A 26,968-nucleotide genomic window follows, 5' to 3' on the forward strand; every position below is an offset into this window, starting at 1 on the left:
GCCATACGCCATGTATTTATATACGGATTTCGATCAACAACTGATTAACCAACGTGTTGCTCAGTTTCGTGATCAGACAGAACGCTATTTAGCAGGAAAATTAACAGAAGACGAATATCGTCCACTACGTTTGCAAAATGGTTTATACGTGCAACGTTATGCGCCAATGCTCCGTATCGCTGTGCCGTATGGCTTGATGAATACCAAACAACTCAGAAAAATTGCTGAAATTGCGACGGAATATGACCGCGGTTATGCCCACGTTTCTACCCGTCAAAATATTCAGTTGAACTGGCCTGCATTAGAAAATGTGCCTGATATTCTGGCTGAACTGGCCACAGTGCAAATGCATGCGGTACAAACTTCGGGTAACTGTATCCGTAATACCACCACAGATCAGTTTGCGGGTGTTGTAGCAGGCGAGATTGCCGATCCACGTCCGACCTGTGAGTTGATTCGTCAGTGGAGTACCTTCCATCCTGAATTTGCCTTCTTGCCACGTAAGTTCAAGATTGCAGTATCTGCCTTGCAAGAGAAAGACCGTGCTGCAACAGCATTCCATGATATCGGTGTTTATCTGGTGCGTAATGATGCGGGTGAAATGGGCTATAAAATCATGGCAGGTGGTGGTTTGGGCCGTACCCCGATCATTGGTAGCGTGATTCGTGAATTCTTGCCGCGAGAAGATCTGATTGCCTATCTTGAAGCGACCTTACGTGTTTATAACTTGCATGGCCGTCGTGACAACAAATATAAAGCACGTATCAAGATTCTGGTAAAAGCATTAACACCAGAAGTATTTGCGCAAAAAGTTGAAGCTGAATTTGAACACACTCGTGAAGCGTTAAAGATTCAACCTGAAATCCTGAAAAAAATGGATGAAGAATTTACGCCATTTGATTATCAGGATCTGGAAGATCAAGACTTCACAGCGCTGTTTGCCGAGCATCCGAAATTCAAACAGTGGTTTAACGTCAATACCAATGCACATAAAGTGAAAGGCTATCGTATTGTTACGATTTCCTTGAAACGTGCAGGGGTTGCGCCTGGTGATGTTACTTCTGAAGAAATGAACTTAATCGCAGACTTGGCGGATAAGTACACCTTTGGTGAGTTCCGTACCACGCACGAACAAAATATTTCATTGGTGGACGTACCACAGAAAGATTTATTTGAATTGTGGCAAACCCTTGAACATCACAACATGGCGCGTGCGCATATCGGCTTTATTACCGATATCATCTGCTGCCCGGGTGGGGATTTCTGTTCATTGGCCAATGCCAAATCAATTCCAATTTCAGAAGCAATTAGCCGTCGTTTTGAAGATTTAGATACCATTTACAATCTTGGCGAGCTTGACCTGAATATCTCGGGCTGTATGAATGCCTGTGGTCATCACCATGTCGGCAATATCGGTATTCTCGGTGTTGATAAAAAAGGTGCTGAGTTCTATCAAATCACTTTAGGTGGTCATGCAGATCATGATGCCTCTTTAGGCGATATCTTGGGGCCATCCTTTGCTGCAGATGCGGTACCTGATGTGATTGAGGAAATCCTGAATACTTACCTTGATTTGCGTAATGAAGGTGAGCGTTTTATTGATACCTATCGCCGTGTTGGCATTCAACCATTCAAGGAGCGTGCTTATGCTTAATACATCGCTACAAGTGCTGTCTAAAGATGGCACGATTGCAGACAATACCTATCAGGTCATTGCAGAAGATGGTACGCTTCCTCAAGGTGATGTGGTATTAACTACGGCACAACTTGATCAATTGGCACAGGTACAGGGCAAAAAAGCGTTGTACATTACCGTGAATGATTCTCCTGAAACCCATCAGTTTCCGTTAAATGAATTTGATGCGATCTTTATTGAGTTTGCCGGTTTTAATGATGGCCGTGGTTATTCATTTGCGGCCTTATTGCGCCGTCAGGGTTACCAAGGTGAGTTACGTGCGGTCGGTGATATCTTCAAGGATGTTTTAAATTATTTAAAACGTTCTGGCTTTGACACCTTTGTGGTGAAAGAAGGTAAGGACATTCATGAAGCCGCTGCGGGTCTTCAGGACTTTACCAACCCTTATCAGGCTTCAACTGCCGTGCCGCAAGCAAGTTATCAGACCGGGGCTTAAGCCTTCTGTAATAAAAAAGCTGAACTCTGGTTCAGCTTTTTTATTTTCTCAAGCTTATTCATCCAGCTGACAATTGATCATCCATTTGATCCCGAACTGATCGGTAAAAGCACCGTAGAGTGCACCCCAGAAGGTTTTTTCCAAGGGCATTTCAACTTGACCATTGACCGATAAGGCATCGAAAAGTCTTTGTGCATCCTCAAGTTCATCTGGGTCGAGGTTAATTGAAATATAGTGATTGTTGCCTTGGGTAAACACACTATGCGGGGCACAGAATTGGTCGTTAACATCTGAGGCCATCAATACCGTAAATTCATTGATCGGTAAAGAAACATGCAGAATCAGGTTCTTATCGGCTTCGGAAAGTGAGACTCCTTCTGTGGGTGGCATATCACCATAACGGCTGAGCATGGCAAACTCACCGCCAAATACCGATTTATAAAAATTAAACGCCTGTTCGGTTTGTCCTTTGAAATTTAAATAATGATTCAGTTGCATGGGGGACGTCCTGTTGTTTTTTTATACACAGCATAACTTATCGGGAATTTAACAATGGGTGCATTATTTTTTGTAATTGCCAAAACAAAAAATCCTGCACTGGACAGGATTTTTCAGCTAAACGATCGAGCCTTAGATCAATTCAATCGCAACTGCAGTTGCTTCACCACCACCGATACAGAGTGCTGCAACACCTTTTTTACCGCCTGTGCGTTTAAGGGCATGAATCAAGGTGAGGATGATACGAGAACCTGTAGAACCAACAGGGTGACCTAATGCACAAGCACCACCATTGATATTCACTTTTTCTGCATCCAGTTTGAAATCATCAATTGGGCACATGGTCACCATCGCAAATGCTTCATTGATTTCCCAAAGGTCAACCTCTTGTGCATCCCAGCCCGCTTTCTTCAATACTTTTTCGATTGCACCGACAGGGGCAATGGTAAATTCAGAAGGGTGCTGTGAGTTAGACGCTGTGGCAATAATTTTTGCCAAAGGTTGTAAACCACGTTGTGCCGCAACTTCGCTTGAAGTAAGGACCAGTGCAGAGGCACCATCAGAAATCGAGCTTGCATTCGCTGCGGTAATAGTACCGTCTTTTGCAAAAGCTGGTTTAAGCGACGGGATTTTATCAATTTTTGCACTTAATGGTTGTTCATCCTGATCAACAACCACATCACCTTTACGGGTAGAAACCGTTACAGGGACGATCTCGTCTTTAAAGTAGCCTTCAGTAATCGCTTTCTGTGCACGATGTAAAGAACGGATCGCGAAATCGTCCATTTGTTCACGAGTATAGTGACGTTGATTTGCCATGTCCTGAGCAAATGAACCCATTAACCGACCTGTTTCTGCATCTTCAAGACCATCAAGGAACATATGATCCTTGATTTCACCATGGCCCATACGATAGCCGCCGCGTGCTTTAGGTAATACATAAGGCGCATTGGTCATTGATTCCATACCACCCGCAACCACAATCTCGGCACTACCGGCCTTGATCATGTCTGCTGCCTGCATTACTGCTTTCATGCCAGAACCACAAAGCTTGTTGATGGTGACTGCACCAGTAGAGTCTGGTAAACCGGCTTTACGCATAGCCTGACGAGCTGGACCTTGTTTGAGGCCAGCAGGTAATACACAACCCATGATGACTTCTTCTACATCAGTTGGTTGTACGCCAGAACGAGCAATAGCTTCTTTAATCGTTACAGCACCTAACTCAGGCGCTGTTACACCTGATAATGCACCTTGGAAGCCGCCCATTGCAGTACGAGCGCCATTAACAATTACGATGTCAGTCATTATGTGTCTCCACACTTATAATTTATAAAAAATGTTCCAAACTTAAGCAGTATATTAAAAAAACAACCGGAATAAAGTGTTTTACTTTTTTTAAGCTAGACTGAGGAGTTTTTAACAGCTGTATATTTTCTCAAAGCGGATATTGCCCATGCGGCTTAAGCGTATTTTAGTATGGTAGTCAGGCGAAGTTGAACAGTAAGTAAAACTGCCATTTGCAGCAAAGGGCAGTCCATTTTCACCCTGAAAAATGATTGCATTGGGAGTAGAGCCAAAAGCACTGTAATGCAGATCACCATATTTAAGCTTTAGGGCAACCGCAAAGAGCAAGACTTCGTTCTGATCTCGTTCCCTATTGCGGTTGCTATCTATAAATCCGATAAAGCCCTGATTCCAGTCTCTGCCACACTCACTTAAATCATTGCTTGGGCAGAGCATCACATTTTTATGATAAAGCAGTGCATCGGTTTTTGCTTTTTGTATATGAATTGTGAGGTTTCTTTTTAAGTAATTGGCTTCACTTGAAACCATTAAGTCGCGAAAATGTGGTAGGGCCATAAAGGTGAGAATCGCCAGAATACTGATCACGGTAAGCAATTCACTTAATGTAAATCCATGTGGTCTAAACATGTTTTTCCTGTCTATTTTTATTAACTTTTTTATTAACAATATGTTAAGGTTGCTTCCTATTTGTGATGGTGAAAATAACTAACAAATAAGTTAAATAATACTTAAGCATAGATTCATAGACAGTAATCTATTAGAAGCTGTATGAAAATTGAAAATTTACGGAACTACAACGGAAATTGTAAGCAATTTTGTCAATAATTTACGAGGTTAAAGTTATCAAGCACTTGGAAAATTCATCAAGTGTTTGTATGATTCAAAGTGAAGTGAATGGCTGAAAATAATGTTGTAGAACATTAATGTTCTCAGTACGAAAAATCATAGGCTGAGCTTACACAACAAACAATTGTTATCTCTGGAGGATATCCATGAAATTGAGTCGTATTGCACTTGCTATGCTTGTTGCTGCTCCTTTAGCTGCTGCTAATGCTGGCGTAACAGTAACTCCATTAATGCTTGGTTACACATTCCAAGACACTAAACACAACAACAGTGTTGAGAATTTAACTAACAGTGCAGAAATCCAAGACGACTTGTTCGTTGGTGCTGCATTAGGTATTGAATTAACACCTTGGTTAGGTTTTGAAGCTGAATACAACCAAGTTAAAGGTGATGTTGACGGCGCTACTCCTAATGCTGAATACAAGCAACAACAAATCAACGGTAACTTCTACGTTACTTCTGATTTGATCACTAAAAACTATGACAGCAAAATCAAGCCATATGTATTATTAGGTGCTGGTCACTACAAATACAAGTTTGAAGATGCTAGCGCTGCTGAATTAGGTCGTGCAGGTCGTGGCTTGAAAGAAGAAGGTACTTTAGGTAATGCTGGTTTTGGTGCTTTCTGGCGCTTGAACGATGCTTTGTCTCTTCGTACAGAAGCTCGTGGTACTTATAACATCGATGAAGATTTCTGGAACTACACAGCACTTGCTGGTTTGAACGTTGTTCTTGGTGGTCACTTGAAACCTGCTGCGCCAGTAGTAGAAGTTGCTCCGGTTGAACCAACTCCAGTTGCTCCACAACCACAAGAGTTGACTGAAGACCTTAACATGGAACTTCGTGTGTTCTTTGATACCAACAAGTCTGATATCAAACCACAATACAAGTCTGAAATTGCGAAAGTTGCAGAGAAGTTAGCTGAATACCCGAATGCGACTGCTCGTATCGAAGGTCACACAGATAACACTGGTCCACGTAAGTTAAACGAACGTTTATCTTTAGCGCGTGCTAACTCTGTTAAATCTTCACTTGTAAATGAATACAACGTTGATGCATCTCGTTTGTCAACTCAAGGTTTCGCTTGGGATCAACCGATTGCTGACAACAAAACTAAAGAAGGTCGTGCTATGAACCGTCGCGTATTCGCTGCGATTTCTGGTAGCCGTACTGTTCTTGTACAACCAGGTCAACAAGCTCAATAATTTGAGTTTTTGAGCTGAATAAAAAGCGACTCGTCAGAGTCGCTTTTTTTATACTGAAAAAAGTTATTTCACGTTGATGAGTAAAGTAGGGCCTCATATTCTAAAAGTAAATCTGGATAGCTGGGCTCTACTGCGAATATCGTGTTGGAATTATTTAGCTTTCTTGAAAAGATTTTGATAGCTTGTTAAAATTTTGATTAAAAAGTGATAAGCTCTCACAGCTTTGTTAGATATTGTTAAATTTAGAATTTTCTAAGTTTTTTGAAGAGAGATACGTCTTTTTGGTGGTACCCTGAGCAAATGTTACTAAATACTTGGAAAATTGGTCAGGTATTTGTATGATTTAAGCTAAGGTGAATGACTGAAAAAGATATAACAAAACTATTTCTCAGCATTCAAAAAAGTTATTCGCGTTTACAGAACAAACAATTTTTTGTTTTTGGAGGATATCCATGAAATTAAGTCGTATCGCACTTGCTCTGCTTGTTGCTGCCCCTATGGCTGCTGCAAATGCAGGCGTAACAGTCACTCCTTTAATGCTGGGTTATACGATGTTCGATACTGAACATAACAACCGTGGTGATAAAGGTCAATTAACCCCAGGCGCAGAGTTAGATGACGATTTATTCGTTGGTGCTGCACTTGGTGTGGAAATTACACCTTGGTTAGGCGCAGAAGTTGAATATAGCCAGATTAAAGGCGATACCAGCACCAATAATGACTATAAAGGTCGTAACATTGCTGGTAATGCTTATGTGACTTCAGACTTGATCACTAAGAACTACGATAGCAAAATCAAACCATACGTATTAGCGGGTGCTGGTCACTACAAATACGAAGGTGATGACATCTATGGTGGCAAGCAAGAAGGTACCTTGGCAAATGCTGGTGGTGGTGTGTTCTGGCGCTTGAACGATGCTTTGTCTCTACGTACAGAAGCACGTGGTACTTACCATTTTGATGAAAAATTCTGGAACTACACAGCGCTTGCTGGTTTGAACGTGGTTCTTGGTGGTCACTTGAAACCTGCTGCACCAGTAGTAGAAGTTGCTCCGGTTGAGCCAACACCAGTTGCGCCACAACCACAAGAGTTGACTGAAGACCTAAACATGGAACTCCGTGTATTCTTCGATACCAACAAGTCTGACATCAAGCCGCAATACAAAACTGAGATTGCGAAAGTTGCAGAGAAGTTAGCTGAGTACCCGAATGCGACTGCTCGTATCGAAGGTCACACTGATAACACTGGTCCACGTAAGTTAAACGAACGTTTATCTTTGGCGCGTGCTAACTCGGTTAAATCTTCACTGGTAAATGAATACAATGTTGATGCATCTCGTTTGTCAACTCAAGGTTTCGCTTGGGATCAACCGGTTGCTGACAACAAAACTAAAGAAGGCCGTGCGATGAACCGCCGCGTATTCGCTGCGATTACTGGTAGCCGTACTGTTCTTGTACAACCAGGTCAGCAAGCTCAATAATTTGAGTGTGTTTACTGAATAAAAAAAGCGACTCGTCAGAGTCGCTTTTTTTATGAACATAAGTTTTTCTGTAGGGTTGATGTAAAAGAAAGGACTTCCTTCTTAAAAAACAGAATAATCTTGATTAAATAATGAGGGTATCGTGAGGATTGTTTAGTTTTATTGAAAAGATTTTGACAACTGGTTAATATTTTGATTAAAAAGTGATAAGCTCTCACTGCTTTGTTGGAGGCTGCTAAGTTAGAATTTTTGGGAGAGAAATAAGTCGTTTTCAGTGACTGCTAAATAAAATGATAAGAAGTACTGAAGAGATATTCAGTATTCACTTAATTGCATATAAAGCGCATTGCTGAAAAGGTACAACAAGACTATTTCTTGGTATTCAAAAGCTATTAGGGTTTACAGAACAAACAATTTTTGTTTTTGGAGAATATTTATGAAATTGAGTCGTATCGCACTTGCTCTGCTTGTTGCTGCTCCTTTGGCTGCTGCAAATGCAGGCGTAACAGTCACTCCTTTAATGCTGGGTTATACCATGTTCGATACTGAACATAACAACCGTGGTGATAAAGGTCAATTAACCCCAGGCGCAGAGTTAGATGACGATTTATTCGTTGGTGCTGCACTTGGCGTAGAAATTACACCTTGGTTAGGCGCAGAAGTTGAATATAGCCAGATTAAAGGTGATACCAGCACCAATAACGATTATAAAGGTCGTAACATTGCAGGTAATGCTTATGTGACTTCTGATTTGATCACTAAGAACTACGATAGCAAAATCAAACCATACGTATTAGCGGGTGCTGGTCACTACAAATACGAAGGTGATGACATCTATGGTGGCAAACAAGAAGGTACATTGGCAAATGCTGGTGGTGGTGTGTTCTGGCGTTTGAACGATGCTTTGTCTCTTCGTACAGAAGCACGTGGTACTTACCACTTTGATGAAAAATTCTGGAACTACACAGCGCTTGCTGGCTTAAACGTCGTTCTTGGTGGTCACTTGAAACCTGCTGCACCAGTGGTAGAAGTTGCGCCAGTTGAACCAACGCCAGTCACTCCGCCACCACAAGAGTTGACTGAAGACCTGAACATGGAACTCCGTGTATTCTTCGATACCAACAAGTCGACGATCAAGCCACAATACAAAACTGAGATTGCTCAGGTTGCTGCAAAAATGGCTGAATACCCGAATGCGACTGCTCGTATTGAAGGTCACACAGATAACACTGGTCCACGTAAGTTAAACGAACGTTTATCTTTGGCACGTGCTAACTCAGTTAAGGCTTCACTGGTAAATGAATACAATGTTGACGCATCCCGTTTGTCGACTCAAGGCTTCGCTTGGGATCAGCCGATTGCGGATAACAAAACTAAAGAAGGCCGTGCGATGAACCGTCGTGTATTTGCGACCATTTCTGGCAGCCGTACTGTTCAAGTACAACCAGGTCAGCAAGCTCAATAATTTGAGTGGGTTTACTGAATAAAAAAAAGCGACACGTCAGAGTCGCTTTTTTGTTGGGTTGTGGTCTGATCATAATAAAAATTAAACATGTAGAATACTCCTGCGTTGCTATTGAAAATACTAAGTTTATTTAATAGGGTGTTACCAGATTTGCTTTTTGAGTTGCTGTTTGGCCTCTTGTCTATCACGACGATGTTGTGCTCGTGGTTTTTCAGTTTCATGCACACCACCTTTATGCAATAAAGGTGAGAGTGCGACAGGATTACGTGCTTTAATTTTCGGCATGGCTTTCAGTTTCATAGTATTAACCTTTAATACATAAAATTTGCTTGAGAGTGTGCACGACCTCGATCAAATCTGACTGGTTTGCCATCACCTGATCAATGTCTTTATATGCACCGGGTATTTCATCAATAACGCCACTATCTTTTCGGCATTCGATGCCTTGTGTTTGCTGAATCAGGTCATCCTGGCTAAATAGAAGTTTGGCTTTATTACGACTCATTTTTCGTCCTGCGCCATGTGAACATGAGCAGAAAGATTCGGGATTGGCCTTGCCTTTAACAATGTAAGAGCGAGCCCCCATCGAGCCTGGAATAATACCTAACTCATCTAGTCCAGCTCGAATGGCGCCTTTACGGGTAATCAGCAAATCTTCGCCATAATGATTTTCTCGGCTGACATAGTTATGATGACAGTTAATGGCCTCTTTGGTCATTTGAAATGGAGGTAGCAGGGGGCGGATTGCTTCTAAAATCAGACGCATCATTTCACGTCTATTCTCAAAAGCATATTCCTGGGCCCATTCAACTGCCTCAACATAATCATTAAAGCTATTTGAACCTTCCGCAAAATAGCTCAAATCTTTATCGGGTACATGCCCAAAACGATGTTGCGCTTCTTTCTTTGCCAGTTCAATGAAGTAGGTGCCAATCACATTGCCTAAGCCACGGCTACCGGAATGTAGCATTACCCAGACTTCCTGATTTTCATCCAGACAGAGTTCAATAAAGTGATTGCCTCCACCTAAAGTACCAAGCTGTTTTTGCCAGGTGGCATCAAATTTCCTGAGCATGCGCACTAGGCCTGGATGCTTTTTAATGATGGGTTGTAAGCGTTTTTCAAGCGGGATAATGCTTGATGCTTTCGCTTTGACCTGTTTATGCAATTCAAAGCCCACTGGCACTTTGCGTTCAATGGCATGACGTAACGGTGCAAGATTGTCCGGAAGCTGTGAAGCTTTCAGATTGAGTTTGATGGCATTCATGCCACAACCAATATCTACGCCGACTGCAGCTGGAATGATGGCATTTTTCGTGGGAATCACGCTACCAACCATTGCACCTTTACCGACATGTACGTCAGGCATCACTGCAATATGTGAATAAACAAATTGCAATTGTGCCATTTTTTTCAATTGTTCAATACTTTCGCTATCAATATCGTTGGTGAAGATTTTCACTGGAACGCCATAAGCAGCATCAGCATTAAGTATTTTTTGTATGCCCATTTTCTTGTCTCGGGATATTTTAGTTTTTCGTCCGAACAGGCATAAAAAAACCCAGCGAATGCCAGGTTAAATAGAGCATTCGGACAAGTGATCAATCGATTTGTACACTTGTCCGTGAGTCGACAGTGCCAAATCTTATCGTGTAGTTCCTGATTGTAATGGCATGCTGTCGTCCTCCTATTGTGTGGTGCCGTTGAAAATATGAGCGGAATTTTACTCATATTTTCATTCGGGTCAAGTGAAAAGTGTTTTTTTATTCGCCTTCTTTCACATTCATGTCTTTATAGGCAATCAGTTTGGTCTTGTGTTTCCACTTATACCCTAGCCAGATCACCAAGAATAATGGAATACTGATATAGGTTGAAACTAGGCCTAACCAGTCAATTTTACCACCCAGCAGGGCTTGATAGTTTTGACCCAAGATAATGATTGAACAAAGAATAAATGCAAACCAGGGTGCGAATGGGAAGAATTTGGCACGATAAGCCAGATCTTCAACCTTATAACCCTGAGCAATATAACCTTTACGGAAACGGTAGTGTGAAATTGCAATCCCTAACCAGACAATGAAACCACACATTCCGGACATGTTGAGTAGCCAGTTAAAGACCTGTTTCTCGCCGATAAAGGTAGTCAGGAAGCACAACGCTGCAACCGCAGTCGTCGCATAGAGTGCATTCATAGGTACGCCACGACCATCCAGTCTGGAGAACCACTTCGGTGCACGACCTTCTTTGGCCATATCAAATAACATACGGGTAGAAGAGTACATGCCTGAGTTACCCGCAGACAGAATTGCGCTGAGAATCACCGCATTCATCAAGCTTGCTGCAAAAGCAAAACCTGCTTTTTCATACAATAACGTGAATGGTGAAAGCGCAATATCTTCACTTTGTGCTGCTTTTAACAACAGTGGATCATCATAGCTGACTAATGTGCCGATGATGAAAATACACAGGATATAGAACAGTAGGATACGCCAGAAGATTTGTTTGATTGCCAATGGAATGGTTTTTTTCGGATCTTTGGATTCACCTGCGGCAACCCCAACCATTTCAGTGCCCTGAAAAGAGAATCCGGCAATCATGGCAACACCAATCAGAGCCTGGAATCCACCAACAAAAGGGGCTTCCTTATACGTCCAGTGTTGAAATACCGATACATTGGGTGTCATCATGATTTTGGCAATCATCCAGATCCCGATGACAATAAACACGATAATGGCAACCACCTTGATCAAAGAGAATAGGAATTCACTTTCACCAAAGCCTTTGACGGTTAATGCATTGATTCCGAAAATAATCGCAAGGAAGATCGCACTCCAGTAGAACCCAGGAATATCGGGGAACCAGAACTTCATGATGAACTGCACTGCAACCAGTTCAAACGCCACGGTAATGGCCCAGTTGTACCAGTAGTTCCAACCCAAGGCAAAACCAAAGCCATCTTCGACATAACGGCTACCATAGGTAAAGAAGGCACCAGAGGTTGGATTATGCGTGGCTAACTCACCTAAGCTGGTCATCAAGAAATAAATCATGATACCGATCAGGGCATAAGCCAGTAACGCACCACCAGGACCTGCATTGGCAATGGTTGAACCTGAAGCGAGGAATAAGCCTGTGCCGATCGATCCACCAATGGCAATCATGTTCAGGTGACGTGCCCCGAGCTTACGCTGTAGGTGTTGAGGAGCAGATGTATCGCTCATAAAAATTCCTTAAAATGTTTATTTTGCACAGGCATATAACACCTTGAATCCTTGTTGATCAGCTTTCACCATACATTGACCAAAACTTTGTTCAATGAGAGGGGGATAGTTCAGAAAACGGTTTGCCACGATCCATAATTCACCTGAATTTTTCAGGTGTACGCTCGCAAGCTGGCAAAGTTCTTCACTTGCATCGTAATTGGTATGAATCCCCTGATGAAAAGGTGGATTGCTTACGATAGCGTCCAGATCTTTGGGCGCATCTCTAAAACCTGTTACTGGTTGTAGAGTTAACTGGTTGAGATCCAGATTGTTTTTCTGGAAAGTCAGTTCAGTTGAACGTAAAGCAAATGCATCAACATCAAGTGCAAAAATTTGCTGGTTCGGATTTAGCTTGGCTAAATAAGCGCTAATAATTCCAGCACCACAACCAAAGTCGGCAATCTTACCTGATTTTACTTGACTAAGGTAAGGGACTAAGACGGCTGTTCCGACATCTAAATGATCCTGACTAAACACACCCGGTAGGGCACAGACCTTTAATTGATCCTGATCTATTTGAACTGTATAGCTTTTTAACCAATGTTCAAGTGGTTTCAACTGCTCAGTTTTTTCGATCTTCATTTGCCAGAACTGGCAATGACGTGCGCTATCCAGCTTCAGTGTTTTGCCATAGAGCTGTAATTGTTTGGCTGCACGTTCTACGCCGCCTTTTTTTTCACCGACCAGAAAGACATTCTGCCCAAGTTTTAGGTGGCTGACCACAACATGCAGAATATAATTCAGTAACTCTTTTGATTTGGGTACAAAAATAACCACCTGATCAAAGCTGGCTTGCGGAAACTCAACCGAAAAATGTGAGTGAATGCCGGTATTTTGAAAAGCCTGATGATCAGCATAATTCCAGCTCCAAACCGATGCCTGGACTTGCTCTGGTAAGTTTTTTGCGAGTTGATCATTGGGTGCATTAATCAGTAAGACTTGCCCCTTTAAATAATCTTGCTGTCTGATGACAACTTCACTACGTGGATCCATTTTGATCTCTCATCAAAAACAAAGCCCAGTCGTGAAACTGGGCACTTGACGTTATTTGTGAATTACTTATGTGTTTCGGGTAAAACAATATTTAAAATCAAGGCTGCAATACCGCCTGTTGCCACACCTGAGCTAAAAATATTTTTAAATAACTCGGGCAAGTGTTCAAGGATTTGAGGGACTTGAGCAACACCGAGGCCGAGCGCAAGTGAAATGGCAATAATCAGCAGGGCACGACGATCAAGGTGAATACTTGAAAGAATATTGATCCCGGAAGCGGCAACAGCACCAAACATGACCATCACAGCGCCACCCAATACGGCTTGTGGTACCGCTTGAATCACGGCAGCAACAGCAGGGAACAGTCCTAAGATAATCAGTAATACTGCAATCCAGATCCCGACATAACGACTTGCCACACCTGTCAGCTGAATCACACCATTGTTTTGTGCAAACACGGAACTTGGGAAGGTGTTGAAGATCCCCGCCAGAAAGGAGTTTGCGCCATTAACCAGTACGCCACCTTTAATGCGTTGCATCCAGACCGGACCATCAACAGGCTGATTAGAAATTTTACTGGTCGCCGTGACATCACCAATGGCTTCGAGTGAAGTGACAAGGTAAATGAAGGCCATTGGAATGAATAAGCTCCAGGAGAAGCTTAATCCAAAATGCATTGGTGTTGGAATTTGAACTAAAGGCGCATCCTGCAGTACGGAAAAGTTTAAATGTCCCATGAAGCCGGCAAGGATGTAACCAATCACCAAAGCAATCAGAATGGCTGAACTTTTGACCCAGATAATCCGAATACGATTCAGCAGGATAATAATGGCCAGCACGCTACATGACATGATCAGGTTATCGGTATTGGCAAAGGTATTGTCCTGCATGGCCGTATAACCACCACCCATGCTGATCAGTCCTTCTTTAATCAAGGTTAAACCAATCAGAAGCACGACAATGCCTGTCACCAGAGGGGTGATCAGCTTTTTCACCCACGGCAAAATTCGGGAGACGCCCATTTCAATAAACGAACCTGCGATGACCACACCAAAAATGGCAGCCATTACTTGTTCAACTGGGGTGCCTGCCGCAACCATTGCACTTCCAATACCGATGATCGGTCCGATAAAGTTAAAACTGGTACCCTGAACAATCAAAAGTCCTGCACCAAATGGGCCAACTTTTTTGCATTGTAAAAAGGTTGCGATACCCGAGATGATTAAAGACATGGACAAGATCATATTGGTGTCTTCGCGAGAGACGCCAAGTGCCAGACAAATCAGCAGTCCAGGGGTCACAATCGGGACTAAAATCGCCAAAAGATGCTGTAAAGCGGCTAAAAATGCAACAAAAGGTTTCGGTCGATCATTGAGTCCGTAGACCAGATCAAGCTGCTGCTGAGGTTGTGAATTCGACATGGGAGTATAAAAAGCGAGAGGCATTAGCGCGATATTCTAATAGAGTTAGCTCGCTTTACCAACGATTCAATGTCACTTCGTCAGAAAAAAAGTGCACTGTCAATAAACTGTCACTACTAAACTGTAGTATTTTTCTGTATAATTTGCCCTCAAATTTAAAGCGTATCGAATTACATGTCAGATATTAAAACTCTCCGTAACATTGCCATTATTGCGCACGTCGATCATGGTAAGACGACTCTAGTCGACAAACTTTTACAACAATCAGGTGCTCTTGGTGATCGCGCAGGCGAGATTGAACGTGTTATGGATTCTAACGCGCTTGAGTCTGAACGTGGTATTACCATTCTTGCAAAAAACACTGCAATCAAATGGTTAGATGCACGTACAAACACCGAATACCGCATTAACATCGTCGACACCCCGGGACACGCCGACTTCGGTGGTGAAGTGGAACGTGTAATGTCGATGGTTGACTGTGTATTGCTTCTTGTTGACTCACAAGAAGGTCCAATGCCACAAACGCGTTTCGTAACGCAAAAAGCGTTCGCGCGTGGTTTAAAACCAATCGTGATTATCAACAAAGTCGACAAGCCAAGCGCGCGTCCAGACTGGGTTATCGATCAAGTTTTTGATTTGTTTGATAACTTAGGCGGTACTGACGAGCAGTTAGACTTCCCGGTTGTTTATGCTTCTGGTCTTCGTGGTGTTGCAGGTCCTTCACCAGAAGAATTAGCGGAAGATATGACGCCGTTGTTCCAAACGATTGTAGATGTCGTTGAACCACCAGCAGTTGACGTTGATGGTCCTTTCCAGATGCAGATTTCATCACTTGACTATAACAGTTTCGTAGGTGTTATCGGTGTTGGCCGTATCCAGCGTGGTTCAGTGAAATTAAATACACCTGTTACTGTTATCGATAAAGATGGCAATACACGTAACGGCCGTATCTTAAAAATCATGGGTTACCATGGTTTAGAGCGTGTTGATGTTGAATCAGCTTCAGCTGGTGACATTATCTGTATTACGGGTATTGATGCACTCAACATTTCTGACACGATTTGTGATCCTAAAAATGTTGAAGCATTACCAGCATTGTCTGTAGATGAACCAACTGTATCGATGACTTTCCAAGTAAACAACTCACCGTTTGCTGGTAAAGAAGGTAAGTTCGTCACTTCACGTAACATCCGTGAACGTCTTGACCGTGAATTGATTCATAACGTAGCACTTCGTGTTGAAGATACTGACAGTCCAGACCGTTTCAAGGTTTCAGGCCGTGGTGAACTTCACCTTTCAGTTTTAATTGAAAACATGCGTCGTGAAGGCTTCGAAATGGGCGTATCACGTCCACAAGTGATCATGAAAGAAATCGATGGCGAAAAACAAGAGCCATACGAAAACGTAACGTTTGACGTTGAAGAACAGCATCAAGGTTCTGTAATGGAACAAATGGGCTTCCGTAAAGGCGAAATGACCAATATGGAAGTTGACGGTAAAGGCCGTATCCGTATTGAAGCAACTGTACCTTCACGTGGCTTGATTGGTTTCCGTTCTGAATTCCTGACTATGACTTCAGGTACAGGGATCATGACCTCAAGCTTCTCGCACTACGGTCCGGCAAAAGCAGGTACTGTTGCGAAACGTCAAAATGGTGTGTTGATTTCTATGGTTCAAGGTACTTGCTTGGGCTATGCATTATTCACACTTCAAGACCGTGGTCGTTTATTCGCTAAGCCACAGTTAGAAGTGTATGAAGGTATGATCATTGGTATTAACTCGCGTTCTGACGATATGGTTGTAAACCCAACCAAAGCGAAGCAGTTAACTAACGTTCGTGCATCAGGTACTGATGAAGCTTTAACTTTAACCCCTGCAATGGAATATACGCTTGAACAAGCGCTTGAATTCATTCAGGATGATGAGTTAGTTGAAGTAACACCAAAATCGATTCGTATCCGTAAGCGTTACTTAACTGAAAACGAACGTAAGCGTAATCGTGATAAATAATTTTTCTTCACTGAAAAATGACAAAACCGCTAAATTTATTTAGCGGTTTTTTATTGCATAAATTCAAGGGGAAGAACATGCTTAAGGACATATTTTTATGAAAATAAAAAGTGTTGTTAAAGTGTGAAATAGCTTTCTTTTTTTGATAAAAATATTAAATTACCAACATTATTGGAATAACTGCGCCTGTGTAATAAACAATGCCAAAACAGGGCGTGATCAAGTTCGACTCTGGAGAGTAATAGATGAGTATTATTAAAGAATTTAAAGAATTTGCAATCAAAGGCAATATGATGGATTTAGCGATTGGTGTCATCATTGGTGGTGCTTTCGGTAAAATCATTGATTCATTGGTGAAAGATATCGTAATGCCTGTGATTTCATGGATCTTGGGCGGTGAAGTGGATTACACCAACTGGTTCCTGATTCTCGGGGATAATCCAACTAACATCACTACGCTCAAAGCGGCACAAGATGCTGGCTTGAATGTATTTGCCTATGGTAACTTCCTCACCATCTTGATTAACTTCCTGCTTTTAGCCTGGGTCGTGTTCTTGCTGGTGAAAGTCATGAACCGTATCCGCAAGCAAGAAGAAGCTGCGCCTGAGCCAGAGGCGATTCCTGAAGATGTGCAATTGTTACGTGAAATCCGTGATGAATTGAAAAAACAAGGCTGATCATTCAGCTGATGTAGAAAAACGGTATCCTTGATGCCGTTTTTTATTGTCTGTAAAAAGAGACGAGTAACTTGCACGATTTCATTTTAAGATGCTGTGCAGATTGAGGGGGAAAATTGATGAATCGATTATTTGTATACGGCACCTTATGCCCAAATCGCGAAAATGCACATATTTTGGGAGGGATTGGTGGAGACTGGCAACCTGCTACGGTGCGTGGCACCATTCATATACTAGACTGGGGGCCTGATCAGGGGCTACCGGCAATTGTCTTAAATCCGCAGGATTCCCTGGTTGAAGGATATCTGTTTAGTACGGAAAAACTTGAGCAAAACTGGCAAATGCTGGATGAGTTTGAAGGCATGCAGTATGAGAGAGTACAGACTGAAGTCCAGCTGGCGACAGGTGAGCCAACCACCGCATGGACCTATGTCATGAAAGAGCGAGCAAAACCTGAATAAAGAATGAGCTTACCATGGGGTTTAAGCTCGATCTGCTTACCTTAAATTGCCCATCCGGAATTTAACTTCGACCAGATGAAAACCAAACTGGCTTTTTACCGGACCATGTAACACACGTTCTGCTGCGGTAAATACCAGTTTGTCGATGACAGGAACCAGCTGTCCTTTTCTGATTTCACCGAGCTCGCCCCCACGTTTGGCAGAGTTGCAGGTCGAATATTGCTTGGCAATTTTGGCAAAATCAGCACCCGACTGAATACGCTTTTTCAGCTGTTCAGCCACATCTTTATCTTTTACGAGAATATGTCGAACAATTGCAGTTTGCATGAGGTTGTTCTCCTTTAATAGCACTTAAATCATTTAGGCTTTGTTGCGTTTTAAAGGCTGGCATTGTGGGCAGAATACACTGGCACGTTGACCGAGCTTTAGATTTTCCAAGGTAGTCTCGCAATTGACGCACATTTCCCCAGCACGGCCATAGGCCAGTAAGGTTTGCTGGAAATAGCCATTTTCACCCATCGCATTGGTGTAATCACGCAAAGTTGAACCACCTAATTCAATGGCTTGTTTTAAGATGCGTTTCACTTCAACCACCAGCTTTTCCACTTGTAGTTTGCTTAAAGTCGAAGCGGGTTGTGCCGGGTGCACACCAATGTTGAAAAGACTTTCTGTTGCATAAATATTGCCAACACCGACCACCACATGGTTATCCATTAAAGCAATTTTAATGCCGACATTTTTTTTACTCAGCTTTTCGCGCAAATAGGCGGCGTTAAAATCATCACTGAGCGGCTCCGGTCCAAGCGGATCAATCAGCTTGCCCTGATGATGCTGATCAAGCCAGAGAATACAACCGAAGCGACGTGGATCATGGTAGCGAAGCTGCTGGTCTTCAAAATCGATGATCAGATGATCATGCTTCCTCAATTCCTCATTCGGCTGGCATAGACGGAAACTGCCGGACATGCCCAGATGCCAAAGCATCTGATCCTGTTCAAATTCGGCCAGAATATATTTAGAACGACGCTTAAGACCGACCAAACGTTGCCCAACCAGTTTGTCCAGATCATTTGGAATAGGCCAGCGTAAGCTCGGGTTCAAGACTTTAACCGCTTGAACGCGTTGCTCTAGAAGGGGGAGTAAACTGGTTTTGGTTGTTTCGACTTCGGGTAACTCAGGCATCGCCAACTCGCAGAATGAACAGATATACTGGATGAATCAAGTATAACGTGTGCTATGGATTATTTCAGAGATCACTATGTCAGATATTTTACCATTAAGCTGGTTTCAACGTGAAACCTCGGAAGTGGCCTATGACTTAATTGGTTGCGTCTTGTGTAAGCGGCAACCTGATGGCCAAGTCATCCGCTGTATCATTACCGAAACAGAAGCTTATTTGGGCGTTCGTGATAAGGCCTGTCATAGCTACAATGATAAGCGGACAGCCCGCACAGAAGTGATGTATCGACCTGGTGGCACGATTTATGTCTATTTAATTTATGGCATGTATGAAATGCTCAATCTGATTACTCAGACCGAAAGCATCCCGGAAGGAGTGATGATTCGTTCTGCATTTTTAAAAGACGCTTCCACTAAAAAGCAATATCAGCTTTTGGCTGGACCAGGTAAATTGACGCGTTATTTAGGCATTGACCGAACCTTAAAAGGGCAATGCTTGGGGGAAGAGTCGGGCTTGTGGGTGAAAGCAGCAACGACACAACCGGAAGTGATATTAACGCCCCGTATAGGAATTGATTACGCCGAAGAAGCTAAAGACTGGCCTGAACGATATTGCTGGAAAGATCATCCTTCGTTGAGCCGATAACCTTACGGGTAGATCATTTTTTAGTAAATGATGCCGTATTTTCCAGATTTACCGTTCTCCGGATTGAATTCAAAGTCCAAACCAGGCACTGCTTTTTGTTATCATAACTCCCATATAAATAAAGGAAATAAGCATGTCCTTATTACGTTTAAACCGACTTCATTACGGTATTTTGATGAGTATGGGCTGCATTTCTAGCCCGCTTGTTTGGGCCGAAGCGTTGGCTCAAGAGGTAGCGGTATTACCGACCCTACGTGTCGAAGCAACACGTACCGATACCACCTATATGCAAACACCTGCCTCCATTTTTAGGACCGATATGCCTAAAAATGATCAGTCCGCTCAGGTTAATTTAACTGAAGTGGTTAAGGGCATTCCAAGTGTTCAGTTACGTAACCGGGAAAATTATGCACAAGATTTGCAGCTCTCGATGCGTGGTTTTGGTGCACGTTCAACCTTTGGTGTGCGCGGCATCCGCTTATATACTGATGGCATTCCAGCAACCATGCCGGATGGTCAAGGTCAAACTTCAAATATTGATTTGGGTAGCCTGAGTCATCTTGAGGTCTTAACCGGCCCATTTTCTTCTCTTTATGGAAACTCTTCTGGTGGCGCGATATTAGCCACAACGCGAGAGGGACAGGGCAAAGATTCGATTGAGATGAGCTATGCGGGTGGTAGCCACAATAAAAATCGTGCAGGTCTCGTGTTACAGGGCGGTGCCAAAAACCAGAATGAACCGAGCTATATCGTCAGCTCTTCTTATTTTGATACCGATGGTTTTCGTGACCATAGTGGTGCCAATAAAGTTTTAAGTAATGCCAAGCTGACATGGGATCTCGACGATGGCAGTAAGGTCAATTGGGTCACCAACTATGTCAAGATCGATGCAGATGATCCGGGGGGGTTAACCCGTGCAGATTGGGAGAAAAATCCGAAACAGGTCGCTAAAAATGTGCTGGATTACAATGCTCGCAAAACAATTGATCAGACCCAGATAGGTTTGACTTGGTCAAAACCCATCAATGATCAAAATGAATTGTATGCGATGACTTATATTGGGCAACGTCAGGTAACACAATACCAGTCTATTCCAGATACGGTACAGAAGAATCCCAATACGCCCTATCAAGCTGGTGGCGTAATTGACTTCAAACGTGATTATTATGGGGCTGACTTCCGCTGGACTGGAAAAGATTTATTACCGAATACCCAATTTAGTGCAGGGGTAGCGATTGATGCAATGAATGAAGACCGTCAAGGCTACCAAAACTTTAATGATGCAGGTGATAAAGGGGTGAAAGGTGCTTTGCGCCGTGATGAACGTAATACTTTGTGGAATGTTGATCCCTATCTACAAGCATCGTGGTCTTTTTTACCCAGCATGCGTTTAGATACAGGGCTACGTTATAGCAATGTGCACTACAAATCAAAAGATCATTATATCGTTGGTTTGAACGGTGATAACAGCGGTAAGACAACTTATGAAGAAGTATTGCCTTCGGTTGCATTAAGCTGGCAAATCATTCCGGAAGTTCTGGCTTATGCGAGCTATGCCAAAGGTTTTGAAACACCGACCTTTACTGAAATGGCTTATCCTGCACAAGGTGGTGCCAGTACGCTCGACTTAAAACCATCAAAAAGTGATAACTATGAACTCGGTTTAAAATCTTCCAATACGCTGGGTGATTTTAACTTGGCGACCTTCTATATCGAAACCAAAGATGACATCGTCGCAGCCGAAAGCATGGGCGGGCGCGCGACATTCCGTAATGCGGATAAAACCCTGCGTAAAGGTGTTGAATTTGCATGGAATAAGAAGCTTTGGAAAGATTTAGCCGTGAATGCCAGTTATGCCTATCTCGATGCAACTTTTGATTCGAAAGTACCTGCTGCTGGGAAGATTGCAGAAATTCCAGAAGGCAATGCAATTCCTGGAATTGCCAAGAATCAAGCCTTTATTGGCGTAGTGTGGCAGCCAGAGCAAGGTTTCTATGCAGGACTTGATACTCAGTTTATGGATAAGGTCTATGTCAATGATATCAATAGTGATGCTGCTGCAAGCTATACCGTGGCATCGATCTATACGGGTTATGCATGGAAATATGCTGATTGGGGCATTAATGGCTTTGCGCGCGTAGATAATCTGTTCGATAAAAACTATGCAGGCTCAGTGATTGTCAACGAAGGAAGCAGCCGTTTCTTTGAACCTGCCGATGGTCGTAACTGGAGTGCGGGAATTAAAGTAAGCAAGCAATTTTAAGGAGCGTTCAGCAGCACTTGGGTGGTAAAGTGCTGCTGCATAAATTATTTTTTAGGTGTCTGAGCTGCCGCAGCTTTTTTCGCAGCAATGGCTTCATCAACTTTAGCTAAAGACTCTTTTGCATTCGGATAATTCTGTTTAGCTAGGCCACTGAAAATTGATCTGGATTCCTCCAGATTTTGTGTAACAATCCCGCCATTCGCTAGCATATTTCCTAATACCATTAGAGAAGGCGCGTATCCTTTTTTCGCTAAATCTTTAAGCGTTTCAACTGCCTGTTGTTGCATAAATGGATTTTTGTTCTTTACCCCCAAGCTCAAATCATAAATCGCTTTTAAATGCACAGCTGGGTAATAGTTCTTTCTTAACAACGGTAATAGTTTCTGCACAGCCATCTGGTCATATTCAGGTTTACCTTGTCTGAATAATATATTTGCAGATTCAACAATCGCTTCTTCTGAACCTTGATTCGAAGCTTTATCCAAATACTCTTTATATTTCTGATCGCTTTTTGCAACACCTAAATCACCCGTGTGATAGAGCTGGGCAAGTGTGAAACTGGCTTTGCCATAGCCTTTGTTAGATGCATCCTGATAGTATTGCAAAGCTTTTCTATCTTCCTTACTTGTTCCTTGTCCCATCTGGTGCATATAACCAAGGTTATAAATCGCTTGGGTATTTCCTGTATCTGCCAGACGGTGCATTTCCTGAAAGGCAGCATTGTAGTCTTTTGCTTCATAGAGTTGAGTGGCTTTTGCAAACACATCAGTGGTAGCATTTTTACTATCAGCGGCGAAGGTAGTATGACTTGCAAGGGTGATTAAACTCGCAATGAGCAATTTTTTCATCTTTATTTTTCCTTTCTCATGTTGATCTGCTTTCATCCTTTGCATAGCAGAACTCAATATGCTGTTGTCATCATAAAAGCTTGCGGAAAAATGTAAATAAGGAATTTGTATAAATCTTGGCAGGGGAAAAAGCGGTTTTTGATCTGTGTTTTTTTATAATTTATTTAAAATCAAATATGTATGATTAATATTTTAAAGAATGGCTTGCAACTCCTTGCTGGCAAAAGAGTCAACAAGCCTCCATATTTTATCTTTATTTCTTCGTACTCGCTTCTTTCAAAAGCTGTTCAATCTGCTCAGCATTTTGTGGGCTACCTGAGAGTCTCATTCCGTTTTGCAGGAATAAAGTCGGTGTGCCATCAATCTGCAGCTTTTGTCCTAATGCCAGATTCTTCTGTATCGGTGTTTCACATTGGGTCGTGCTTTTTGGGGCTTTACGGTGCAACATGTAATCTTCCCAAGCTTCATATTGATTTTTTGAGCACCAGATTTTATTGGCCACCGCTTCGGCTTGAGGATGTAATTTTTTTAGCGGGAACAGGAACAGATAGACGGTGACATTATCCACCGAAGTCATATGTTGCTCGAGCTTTTGGCAGTAAGGACAATCCGGATCACTAAACACATAGAGTGTACGTTCGCCTTTACCTTTAACATATTTAATCGCCTGATCAAGCGGCAGTTGCTTGATATCAATCTTGCTTAACTCGGCTAAGCGGTCCTCGGTCAAATTCTTTTTGTTTTGAACATCCAGTAAGTTACCGAAAAAAAGATATTTGGCTGTTTCATCGGTATAGATAATCTTACCCGCCGCATAAACCTCATAAATACCCGGTAACGGGGAGGGGCTAACTGATTTAACAGCAATCTCTGGATAATTTTTTTTGAAGTTTTGCTCGAGGGTTTTACTGTCCGCATGCACGGTTTGCAAACCGATCAGACTCAAGGTGAGTGCTGACAGCAGTGTTTTGATCATTATTTTCATTAGAAATCAGTCGAGTTAAGGATAGATGAACAATAACGCTCATTTCTATTTTCGACAAGAACGGGATTTCAACTTTATTTTAAATAGGGCAACAATGCGAATTGTAGCAACTCAATCAGCTCAGGGTCCATATATTGATAGTCGTCAGGGATGTCGAGGACAAAGACTTTTTTATGTTGTAGTTGTTTTGAGAACTTTTCTTTAATTTGTTGCTTATGCCGGGATTCCATTACAAAAATTTGATCGGCCCAAGCAATGTCTCTAACTGAAATAGTATGTTTAGCGTGGCGACTGGTCCCTGCTGAACGGGTATGTAGACCATACCCTTGAGCGAAAATCCGTTCAGCTGTTGGACTGCGCCATTGATTACGACTGCAAATAAAGAGGGTGTTCAGTAGCTTAAATCCAATAATTGAAATGGGCTTCACGTAAAAATTTTGCTTTGGAAATTCGAGGGTATTCGATTCCTAATTGTTTGGCACGTGCAAGTTTATCTTGTCGTGTATAGAGATATTTCCATTGTTTAGTCGGTCTCCAGCAAAGTGAAGTATGCCGACAGTCTCGCCCACGAAATAGAAATTTTTGTTTACGACGCCATGCGCGATTACGTTGTTGTGATAAATCATCCATATTAAAAAACTCATGAGTTGATCGGGTTCAGCAGCCGCGATAACACATGAGTTTTCAATATAAGACTAAAGCTTAATTTTTACAAGTGACTAGCTTGGACGCGCCACATCACCATTCAATGCTTCAGGCAAGTCCAGAACAGTCACGCCAAGTTCTGTCAGTGCAGCAGGTTTGGCAATCACAAGCGCGAGATAGCCATCTTCAAATGCAACACTATTGACCACTTCAACATCTTTGCTCAGTTGGGTGGCTGGCGCTGGCACATCTGCTTGAGCCTGGATCAGGTGTAACCAGTGTTTTGGTTTTGCTTTAAACCAAAGACGCGCTACGATTTCCTGACCGAGATAACAGCCTTTATCGAAATGTACGCCATCGCGTTGATGCAGGCGTAATTCTTGTGGCTGGAACAGATGTTCGGTATTTTGCTGAATCCAGGCCTGTCCAGATTGAATCGCTTGAATTTGCCAAGTATTGATATCAGTTTCTGTTGAAGAAAACTCGGTTTGAATACCATTGACTGCTGGAAAAACTGGACCTGTTTGTTCTAGTTTCATTTTGGAAAAAGCACCAAACTTTTTAATATGTTTGGCAAATTCTTCGGCTTGGTCTTGCGTGGTCACTAACTCAAAACTTTCTGGATTTAATCGTTTAATCCATAGACCAAAATGAATACGTCCTTTTAAATCACAAATAGCAGTATAGCGACTTTCATTTTCTGGTATGCGTTCAACGTGAATGGTGACTTGGCCTTGTAGAAATTTTTGTGCATCTACACCATTTAAGCTAAAAGCAGTAAAAGCAAGCTGACTCATAGATCAATCCTAAGCTGCATTCTGATCACTAAAATATGGACTGTTATTTTGCGCCATTTTTCACAAAAAAGCAGCTTTAGATTGTCGATAATCGTGCTCAAATGAAAGATCAGTGGCATCGCATTCGCCTGCCAAGTCGCTATGATAAATCGACCAAACACAATGAGCGTGACATGGGAGAATAATAATGACTGGAACAGTAAAACTACATCGCGTATTGAGTGCGCCTCCAGCGCGTGTTTTTAAAGCCTTTCTTGATCCGGATGCCTTGGTCAAATGGTTACCACCGCATGGATTTACCGCAAAAGTTCATCATCTCGATCCACAGGAAGGTGGAACGTATAAAATGTCCTTTACCAATTTTTCCACAGGTCAAACGCATGGCTTTGGAGGCAAATATATTAAAATTGTCCCGAATGAGCTGCTGCGTTATACCGACAAATTCGACGATCCAAACTTACCCGGTGATATTCAGGTCACGATTGAGCTCAAAGCCGTTATGGTTGGCACAGAGGTGCATATTACTCAGGAGGGAATTCCTTATGTAATTCCTGTAGAAGCCTGTTATCTGGGCTGGCAAGAATCCTTGTATTTATTGGGCCTGTTGGTTCAAGCGGAAATACCTGACGAATAAAGACTTTCGTTAAGTAAAATCGGGTGAGTGAGAAAAACAAAAAAATATTGGATGAATAATTAAATTGGGGAATCAAATGTCTGAACAAGCAATTGTTAAAGGACGAGAGCAGCTTGCGCGTGTTGCCATGCGGGCTGCTTTAGAAAATCAGCAGGCAGAAGAGAGTGTGGAGTTATTTATCCAGCACCATGTTGAAGAAATTGAGCCAGAGTATTGGAAAAAATATTCTGGAAGCGCTGTACCTACACCATTACAGGTGCTGGATTTATTGGTGTTGGCCGATTCATGGCAAAGTGATGAGATTGAGAGCCGTGAAATGCTGGATTTCACTTTACCCGATGAGATAACCCAGTATGTGATTTGTGTCAGCTTTGATGCACAAGGTCAGGTGATTGATATTTGCATGGAAAGCTAAACAGACTTCCAATAGGAGAAAAAAGTGCTGATTGCAATAAAACGTATTTATGATCCTGTTGCAGCAACTGACGGCCAGCGTGTGCTGGTTGATCGGTTGTGGCCACGCGGGATTTCAAAAGAGCGGGCACATCTGGACTTGTGGTTAAAAGAAATTGCACCGTCTACTGAGTTAAGAAAAGCGTTTTGTCATCAGGCCGAGCATTGGTTAAGTTTTCAGAAAGGTTATTATCAGGAGCTGCAAGGTAATCCACATGTGGAACAACTCAGGCAGATGGCTGAAAATCAACAGTTAACCCTGATTTATGCAGCTCAAGATCCTGAGTTAAATCATGCGCTGGTGTTAAAGAATTATTTGCTTGGCAAGGACATTCAACCTTAAAGTTTTGAAAAAAGGCGTCTATCCCGCATAATAGCCTTTTTGAGATTTTTTTATGTCTTTTCCAAATTGCCCACAATGCCAATCAGAATATACCTATCAAGATGGCGATTTATTGATTTGCCCGGAGTGCTCACACGAGTGGAAAGAAGGCGAGACACAGGCTGCTGAAGTACAAGACATTATTAAAGATGCAAATGGCAATGTGTTGGCTGATGGGGATAGCGTCACGGTTGTTAAGGATTTGAAAATCAAGGGCTCATCTTCTGTGGTTAAAGTCGGGACCAAAGTAAAAAGCATTCGTTTAGTACCAGATGCAAGCGATGGTCATAATATTGATTGTAAAATTGATGGCGTTGGCGCAATGAAACTGAAGTCTGAGTTTGTGAAAAAAGTTTAATCAAATAACTTGGAAAGG

General features: G+C 42.4%; 29 protein-coding genes. 14 read left to right on the forward strand and 15 right to left on the reverse strand.

Going from position 1 to position 26,968, the window contains the following annotated elements; translation table 11 throughout:
• The first annotated feature begins 10 nt into the window (after positions 1-10).
• A complete protein-coding gene (locus JO943_RS11915; RefSeq protein ID WP_005226932.1) occupies positions 11-1,654 on the forward strand; it encodes a nitrite/sulfite reductase in 1,644 nt (547 codons plus the stop codon).
• Positions 1,647-2,132, forward strand: coding sequence for a DUF934 domain-containing protein (locus JO943_RS11920; RefSeq protein WP_005288880.1), 486 nt, complete (start codon positions 1,647-1,649; stop codon positions 2,130-2,132). Before JO943_RS11915 ends, JO943_RS11920 begins: the two co-directional genes overlap by 8 nt.
• Before the next feature lie 54 nt (positions 2,133-2,186).
• Here JO943_RS11920 and JO943_RS11925 read toward each other — a convergent pair whose 3' ends face one another.
• The 3 genes from JO943_RS11925 to JO943_RS11935 all read right to left on the reverse strand — a co-directional run bounded on the left by JO943_RS11925 (position 2,187) and on the right by JO943_RS11935 (position 4,565).
• A complete protein-coding gene (locus JO943_RS11925; protein ID WP_005288877.1) occupies positions 2,187-2,630 on the reverse strand; it encodes a VOC family protein in 444 nt (147 codons plus the stop codon).
• A gap of 132 nt (positions 2,631-2,762) precedes the next feature.
• Positions 2,763-3,938 (reverse strand): thiolase family protein, encoded by a 1,176-nt coding sequence (locus JO943_RS11930; protein ID WP_202740885.1) that lies wholly within the window; start codon positions 3,936-3,938, stop codon positions 2,763-2,765.
• 111 nt (positions 3,939-4,049) lie between these two features.
• A complete protein-coding gene (locus JO943_RS11935) occupies positions 4,050-4,565 on the reverse strand; it encodes a GspH/FimT family pseudopilin (protein WP_032875266.1) in 516 nt (171 codons plus the stop codon).
• A 365-nt stretch (positions 4,566-4,930) separates the two neighbouring features.
• On the opposite strand from JO943_RS11935, the gene omp38 (JO943_RS11940) reads away from it, so the two are divergent.
• The 3 genes from omp38 (JO943_RS11940) (at position 4,931) to omp38 (JO943_RS11950) (ending at position 8,935) form a co-directional block, all read left to right on the forward strand.
• Positions 4,931-5,989, forward strand: coding sequence for an outer membrane protein Omp38 (omp38, locus tag JO943_RS11940; RefSeq protein ID WP_202740886.1), 1,059 nt, complete (start codon positions 4,931-4,933; stop codon positions 5,987-5,989).
• A gap of 452 nt (positions 5,990-6,441) precedes the next feature.
• A complete protein-coding gene (gene omp38 / locus JO943_RS11945) occupies positions 6,442-7,470 on the forward strand; it encodes an outer membrane protein Omp38 (RefSeq protein WP_126687657.1) in 1,029 nt (342 codons plus the stop codon).
• A 436-nt stretch (positions 7,471-7,906) separates the two neighbouring features.
• On the forward strand, positions 7,907-8,935 hold the full coding sequence (gene omp38, locus JO943_RS11950) for an outer membrane protein Omp38 (RefSeq protein ID WP_202740887.1): 1,029 nt from the start codon (positions 7,907-7,909) through the stop codon (positions 8,933-8,935).
• A 141-nt stretch (positions 8,936-9,076) separates the two neighbouring features.
• On the opposite strand, the gene JO943_RS11955 is transcribed toward omp38 (JO943_RS11950), so the two are convergent.
• The 5 genes from JO943_RS11955 to JO943_RS11975 all read right to left on the reverse strand — a co-directional run bounded on the left by JO943_RS11955 (position 9,077) and on the right by JO943_RS11975 (position 14,612).
• Positions 9,077-9,235 (reverse strand): hypothetical protein, encoded by a 159-nt coding sequence (locus tag JO943_RS11955; protein ID WP_202740888.1) that lies wholly within the window; start codon positions 9,233-9,235, stop codon positions 9,077-9,079.
• 4 nt (positions 9,236-9,239) lie between these two features.
• Positions 9,240-10,445 carry an RtcB family protein gene (locus JO943_RS11960; RefSeq protein WP_202740889.1) on the reverse strand — a complete coding sequence of 402 codons (1,206 nt, stop codon included), beginning with the start codon at positions 10,443-10,445 and terminating at the stop codon, positions 9,240-9,242.
• Positions 10,446-10,698: 253 nt separating this feature from the next.
• On the reverse strand, positions 10,699-12,156 hold the full coding sequence (locus JO943_RS11965) for an amino acid permease (protein ID WP_009515004.1): 1,458 nt from the start codon (positions 12,154-12,156) through the stop codon (positions 10,699-10,701).
• Between the two features lie 18 nt (positions 12,157-12,174).
• The gene (locus JO943_RS11970) at positions 12,175-13,191 is read right to left on the reverse strand and encodes a class I SAM-dependent methyltransferase (RefSeq protein WP_202740890.1); all 1,017 of its coding nucleotides are present in this window, start codon (positions 13,189-13,191) and stop codon (positions 12,175-12,177) included.
• 62 nt (positions 13,192-13,253) lie between these two features.
• Positions 13,254-14,612: a uracil-xanthine permease family protein gene (locus JO943_RS11975; protein WP_199973838.1), complete on the reverse strand. Its 1,359-nt coding sequence runs from the start codon at positions 14,610-14,612 to the stop codon at positions 13,254-13,256.
• A 174-nt stretch (positions 14,613-14,786) separates the two neighbouring features.
• Here JO943_RS11975 and typA point away from each other — a divergent pair, with 174 nt between their 5' ends.
• The 3 genes from typA to JO943_RS11990 all read left to right on the forward strand — a co-directional run bounded on the left by typA (position 14,787) and on the right by JO943_RS11990 (position 17,760).
• Positions 14,787-16,622 (forward strand): translational GTPase TypA, encoded by a 1,836-nt coding sequence (gene typA, locus JO943_RS11980; RefSeq protein ID WP_005288850.1) that lies wholly within the window; start codon positions 14,787-14,789, stop codon positions 16,620-16,622.
• Positions 16,623-16,867: 245 nt separating this feature from the next.
• Entirely contained in the window at positions 16,868-17,299 is a 432-nt protein-coding gene (gene mscL / locus JO943_RS11985) for a large conductance mechanosensitive channel protein MscL (protein ID WP_005226947.1), read from the forward strand.
• Positions 17,300-17,418: 119 nt separating this feature from the next.
• Positions 17,419-17,760, forward strand: a complete 342-nt coding sequence (locus JO943_RS11990; RefSeq protein ID WP_202740891.1) for a gamma-glutamylcyclotransferase family protein — start codon at positions 17,419-17,421, stop codon at positions 17,758-17,760.
• Positions 17,761-17,796: 36 nt separating this feature from the next.
• On the opposite strand, the gene JO943_RS11995 is transcribed toward JO943_RS11990, so the two are convergent.
• Together JO943_RS11995 and mutM are read right to left on the reverse strand one after the other, a co-directional pair.
• On the reverse strand, positions 17,797-18,087 hold the full coding sequence (locus JO943_RS11995) for a peptidylprolyl isomerase (RefSeq protein WP_005226949.1): 291 nt from the start codon (positions 18,085-18,087) through the stop codon (positions 17,797-17,799).
• A 33-nt stretch (positions 18,088-18,120) separates the two neighbouring features.
• On the reverse strand, positions 18,121-18,942 hold the full coding sequence (gene mutM, locus JO943_RS12000; RefSeq protein WP_202740892.1) for a bifunctional DNA-formamidopyrimidine glycosylase/DNA-(apurinic or apyrimidinic site) lyase: 822 nt from the start codon (positions 18,940-18,942) through the stop codon (positions 18,121-18,123).
• Positions 18,943-19,018: 76 nt separating this feature from the next.
• Here mutM and JO943_RS12005 point away from each other — a divergent pair, with 76 nt between their 5' ends.
• Together JO943_RS12005 and JO943_RS12010 are read left to right on the forward strand one after the other, a co-directional pair.
• Positions 19,019-19,585 (forward strand): DNA-3-methyladenine glycosylase, encoded by a 567-nt coding sequence (locus JO943_RS12005; RefSeq protein WP_202740893.1) that lies wholly within the window; start codon positions 19,019-19,021, stop codon positions 19,583-19,585.
• A 133-nt stretch (positions 19,586-19,718) separates the two neighbouring features.
• Positions 19,719-21,848, forward strand: coding sequence for a TonB-dependent receptor (locus tag JO943_RS12010; protein WP_202740894.1), 2,130 nt, complete (start codon positions 19,719-19,721; stop codon positions 21,846-21,848).
• Positions 21,849-21,892: 44 nt separating this feature from the next.
• On the opposite strand, the gene JO943_RS12015 is transcribed toward JO943_RS12010, so the two are convergent.
• From JO943_RS12015 to JO943_RS12035, 5 genes are all read right to left on the reverse strand, one after another.
• A complete protein-coding gene (locus tag JO943_RS12015; RefSeq protein WP_202740966.1) occupies positions 21,893-22,696 on the reverse strand; it encodes a tetratricopeptide repeat protein in 804 nt (267 codons plus the stop codon).
• Between the two features lie 253 nt (positions 22,697-22,949).
• Complete coding sequence (locus tag JO943_RS12020; RefSeq protein ID WP_202740895.1) at positions 22,950-23,672, reverse strand: DsbC family protein; 723 nt, start codon at positions 23,670-23,672, stop codon at positions 22,950-22,952.
• A gap of 83 nt (positions 23,673-23,755) precedes the next feature.
• Positions 23,756-24,109, reverse strand: coding sequence for a low molecular weight protein tyrosine phosphatase family protein (locus JO943_RS12025; protein ID WP_376746150.1), 354 nt, complete (start codon positions 24,107-24,109; stop codon positions 23,756-23,758).
• On the reverse strand, positions 24,081-24,311 hold the full coding sequence (locus JO943_RS12030) for a hypothetical protein (protein ID WP_123775891.1): 231 nt from the start codon (positions 24,309-24,311) through the stop codon (positions 24,081-24,083). The genes JO943_RS12025 and JO943_RS12030 overlap by 29 nt, the downstream gene beginning before the upstream one ends.
• Positions 24,312-24,400: 89 nt before the next feature.
• Positions 24,401-25,123, reverse strand: coding sequence for a YgfZ/GcvT domain-containing protein (locus JO943_RS12035; protein ID WP_202740896.1), 723 nt, complete (start codon positions 25,121-25,123; stop codon positions 24,401-24,403).
• A gap of 181 nt (positions 25,124-25,304) precedes the next feature.
• Here JO943_RS12035 and JO943_RS12040 point away from each other — a divergent pair, with 181 nt between their 5' ends.
• From JO943_RS12040 to JO943_RS12055, 4 genes are all read left to right on the forward strand, one after another.
• Complete coding sequence (locus tag JO943_RS12040; RefSeq protein WP_202740967.1) at positions 25,305-25,757, forward strand: SRPBCC family protein; 453 nt, start codon at positions 25,305-25,307, stop codon at positions 25,755-25,757.
• A gap of 76 nt (positions 25,758-25,833) precedes the next feature.
• Positions 25,834-26,172: a DUF2004 domain-containing protein gene (locus JO943_RS12045; RefSeq protein ID WP_202740897.1), complete on the forward strand. Its 339-nt coding sequence runs from the start codon at positions 25,834-25,836 to the stop codon at positions 26,170-26,172.
• Positions 26,173-26,196: 24 nt separating this feature from the next.
• Complete coding sequence (locus JO943_RS12050) at positions 26,197-26,553, forward strand: DUF488 domain-containing protein (protein ID WP_202740898.1); 357 nt, start codon at positions 26,197-26,199, stop codon at positions 26,551-26,553.
• A 52-nt stretch (positions 26,554-26,605) separates the two neighbouring features.
• Positions 26,606-26,950 (forward strand): zinc ribbon domain-containing protein YjdM, encoded by a 345-nt coding sequence (locus JO943_RS12055; protein ID WP_005288813.1) that lies wholly within the window; start codon positions 26,606-26,608, stop codon positions 26,948-26,950.
• The last annotated feature ends 18 nt before the right edge of the window (positions 26,951-26,968 follow it).

Origin of the sequence: Acinetobacter sp. 'aerobic (ED)', assembly GCF_904886855.1 — a bacterium.
Lineage (GTDB): Bacteria > Pseudomonadota > Gammaproteobacteria > Pseudomonadales > Moraxellaceae > Acinetobacter > Acinetobacter courvalinii.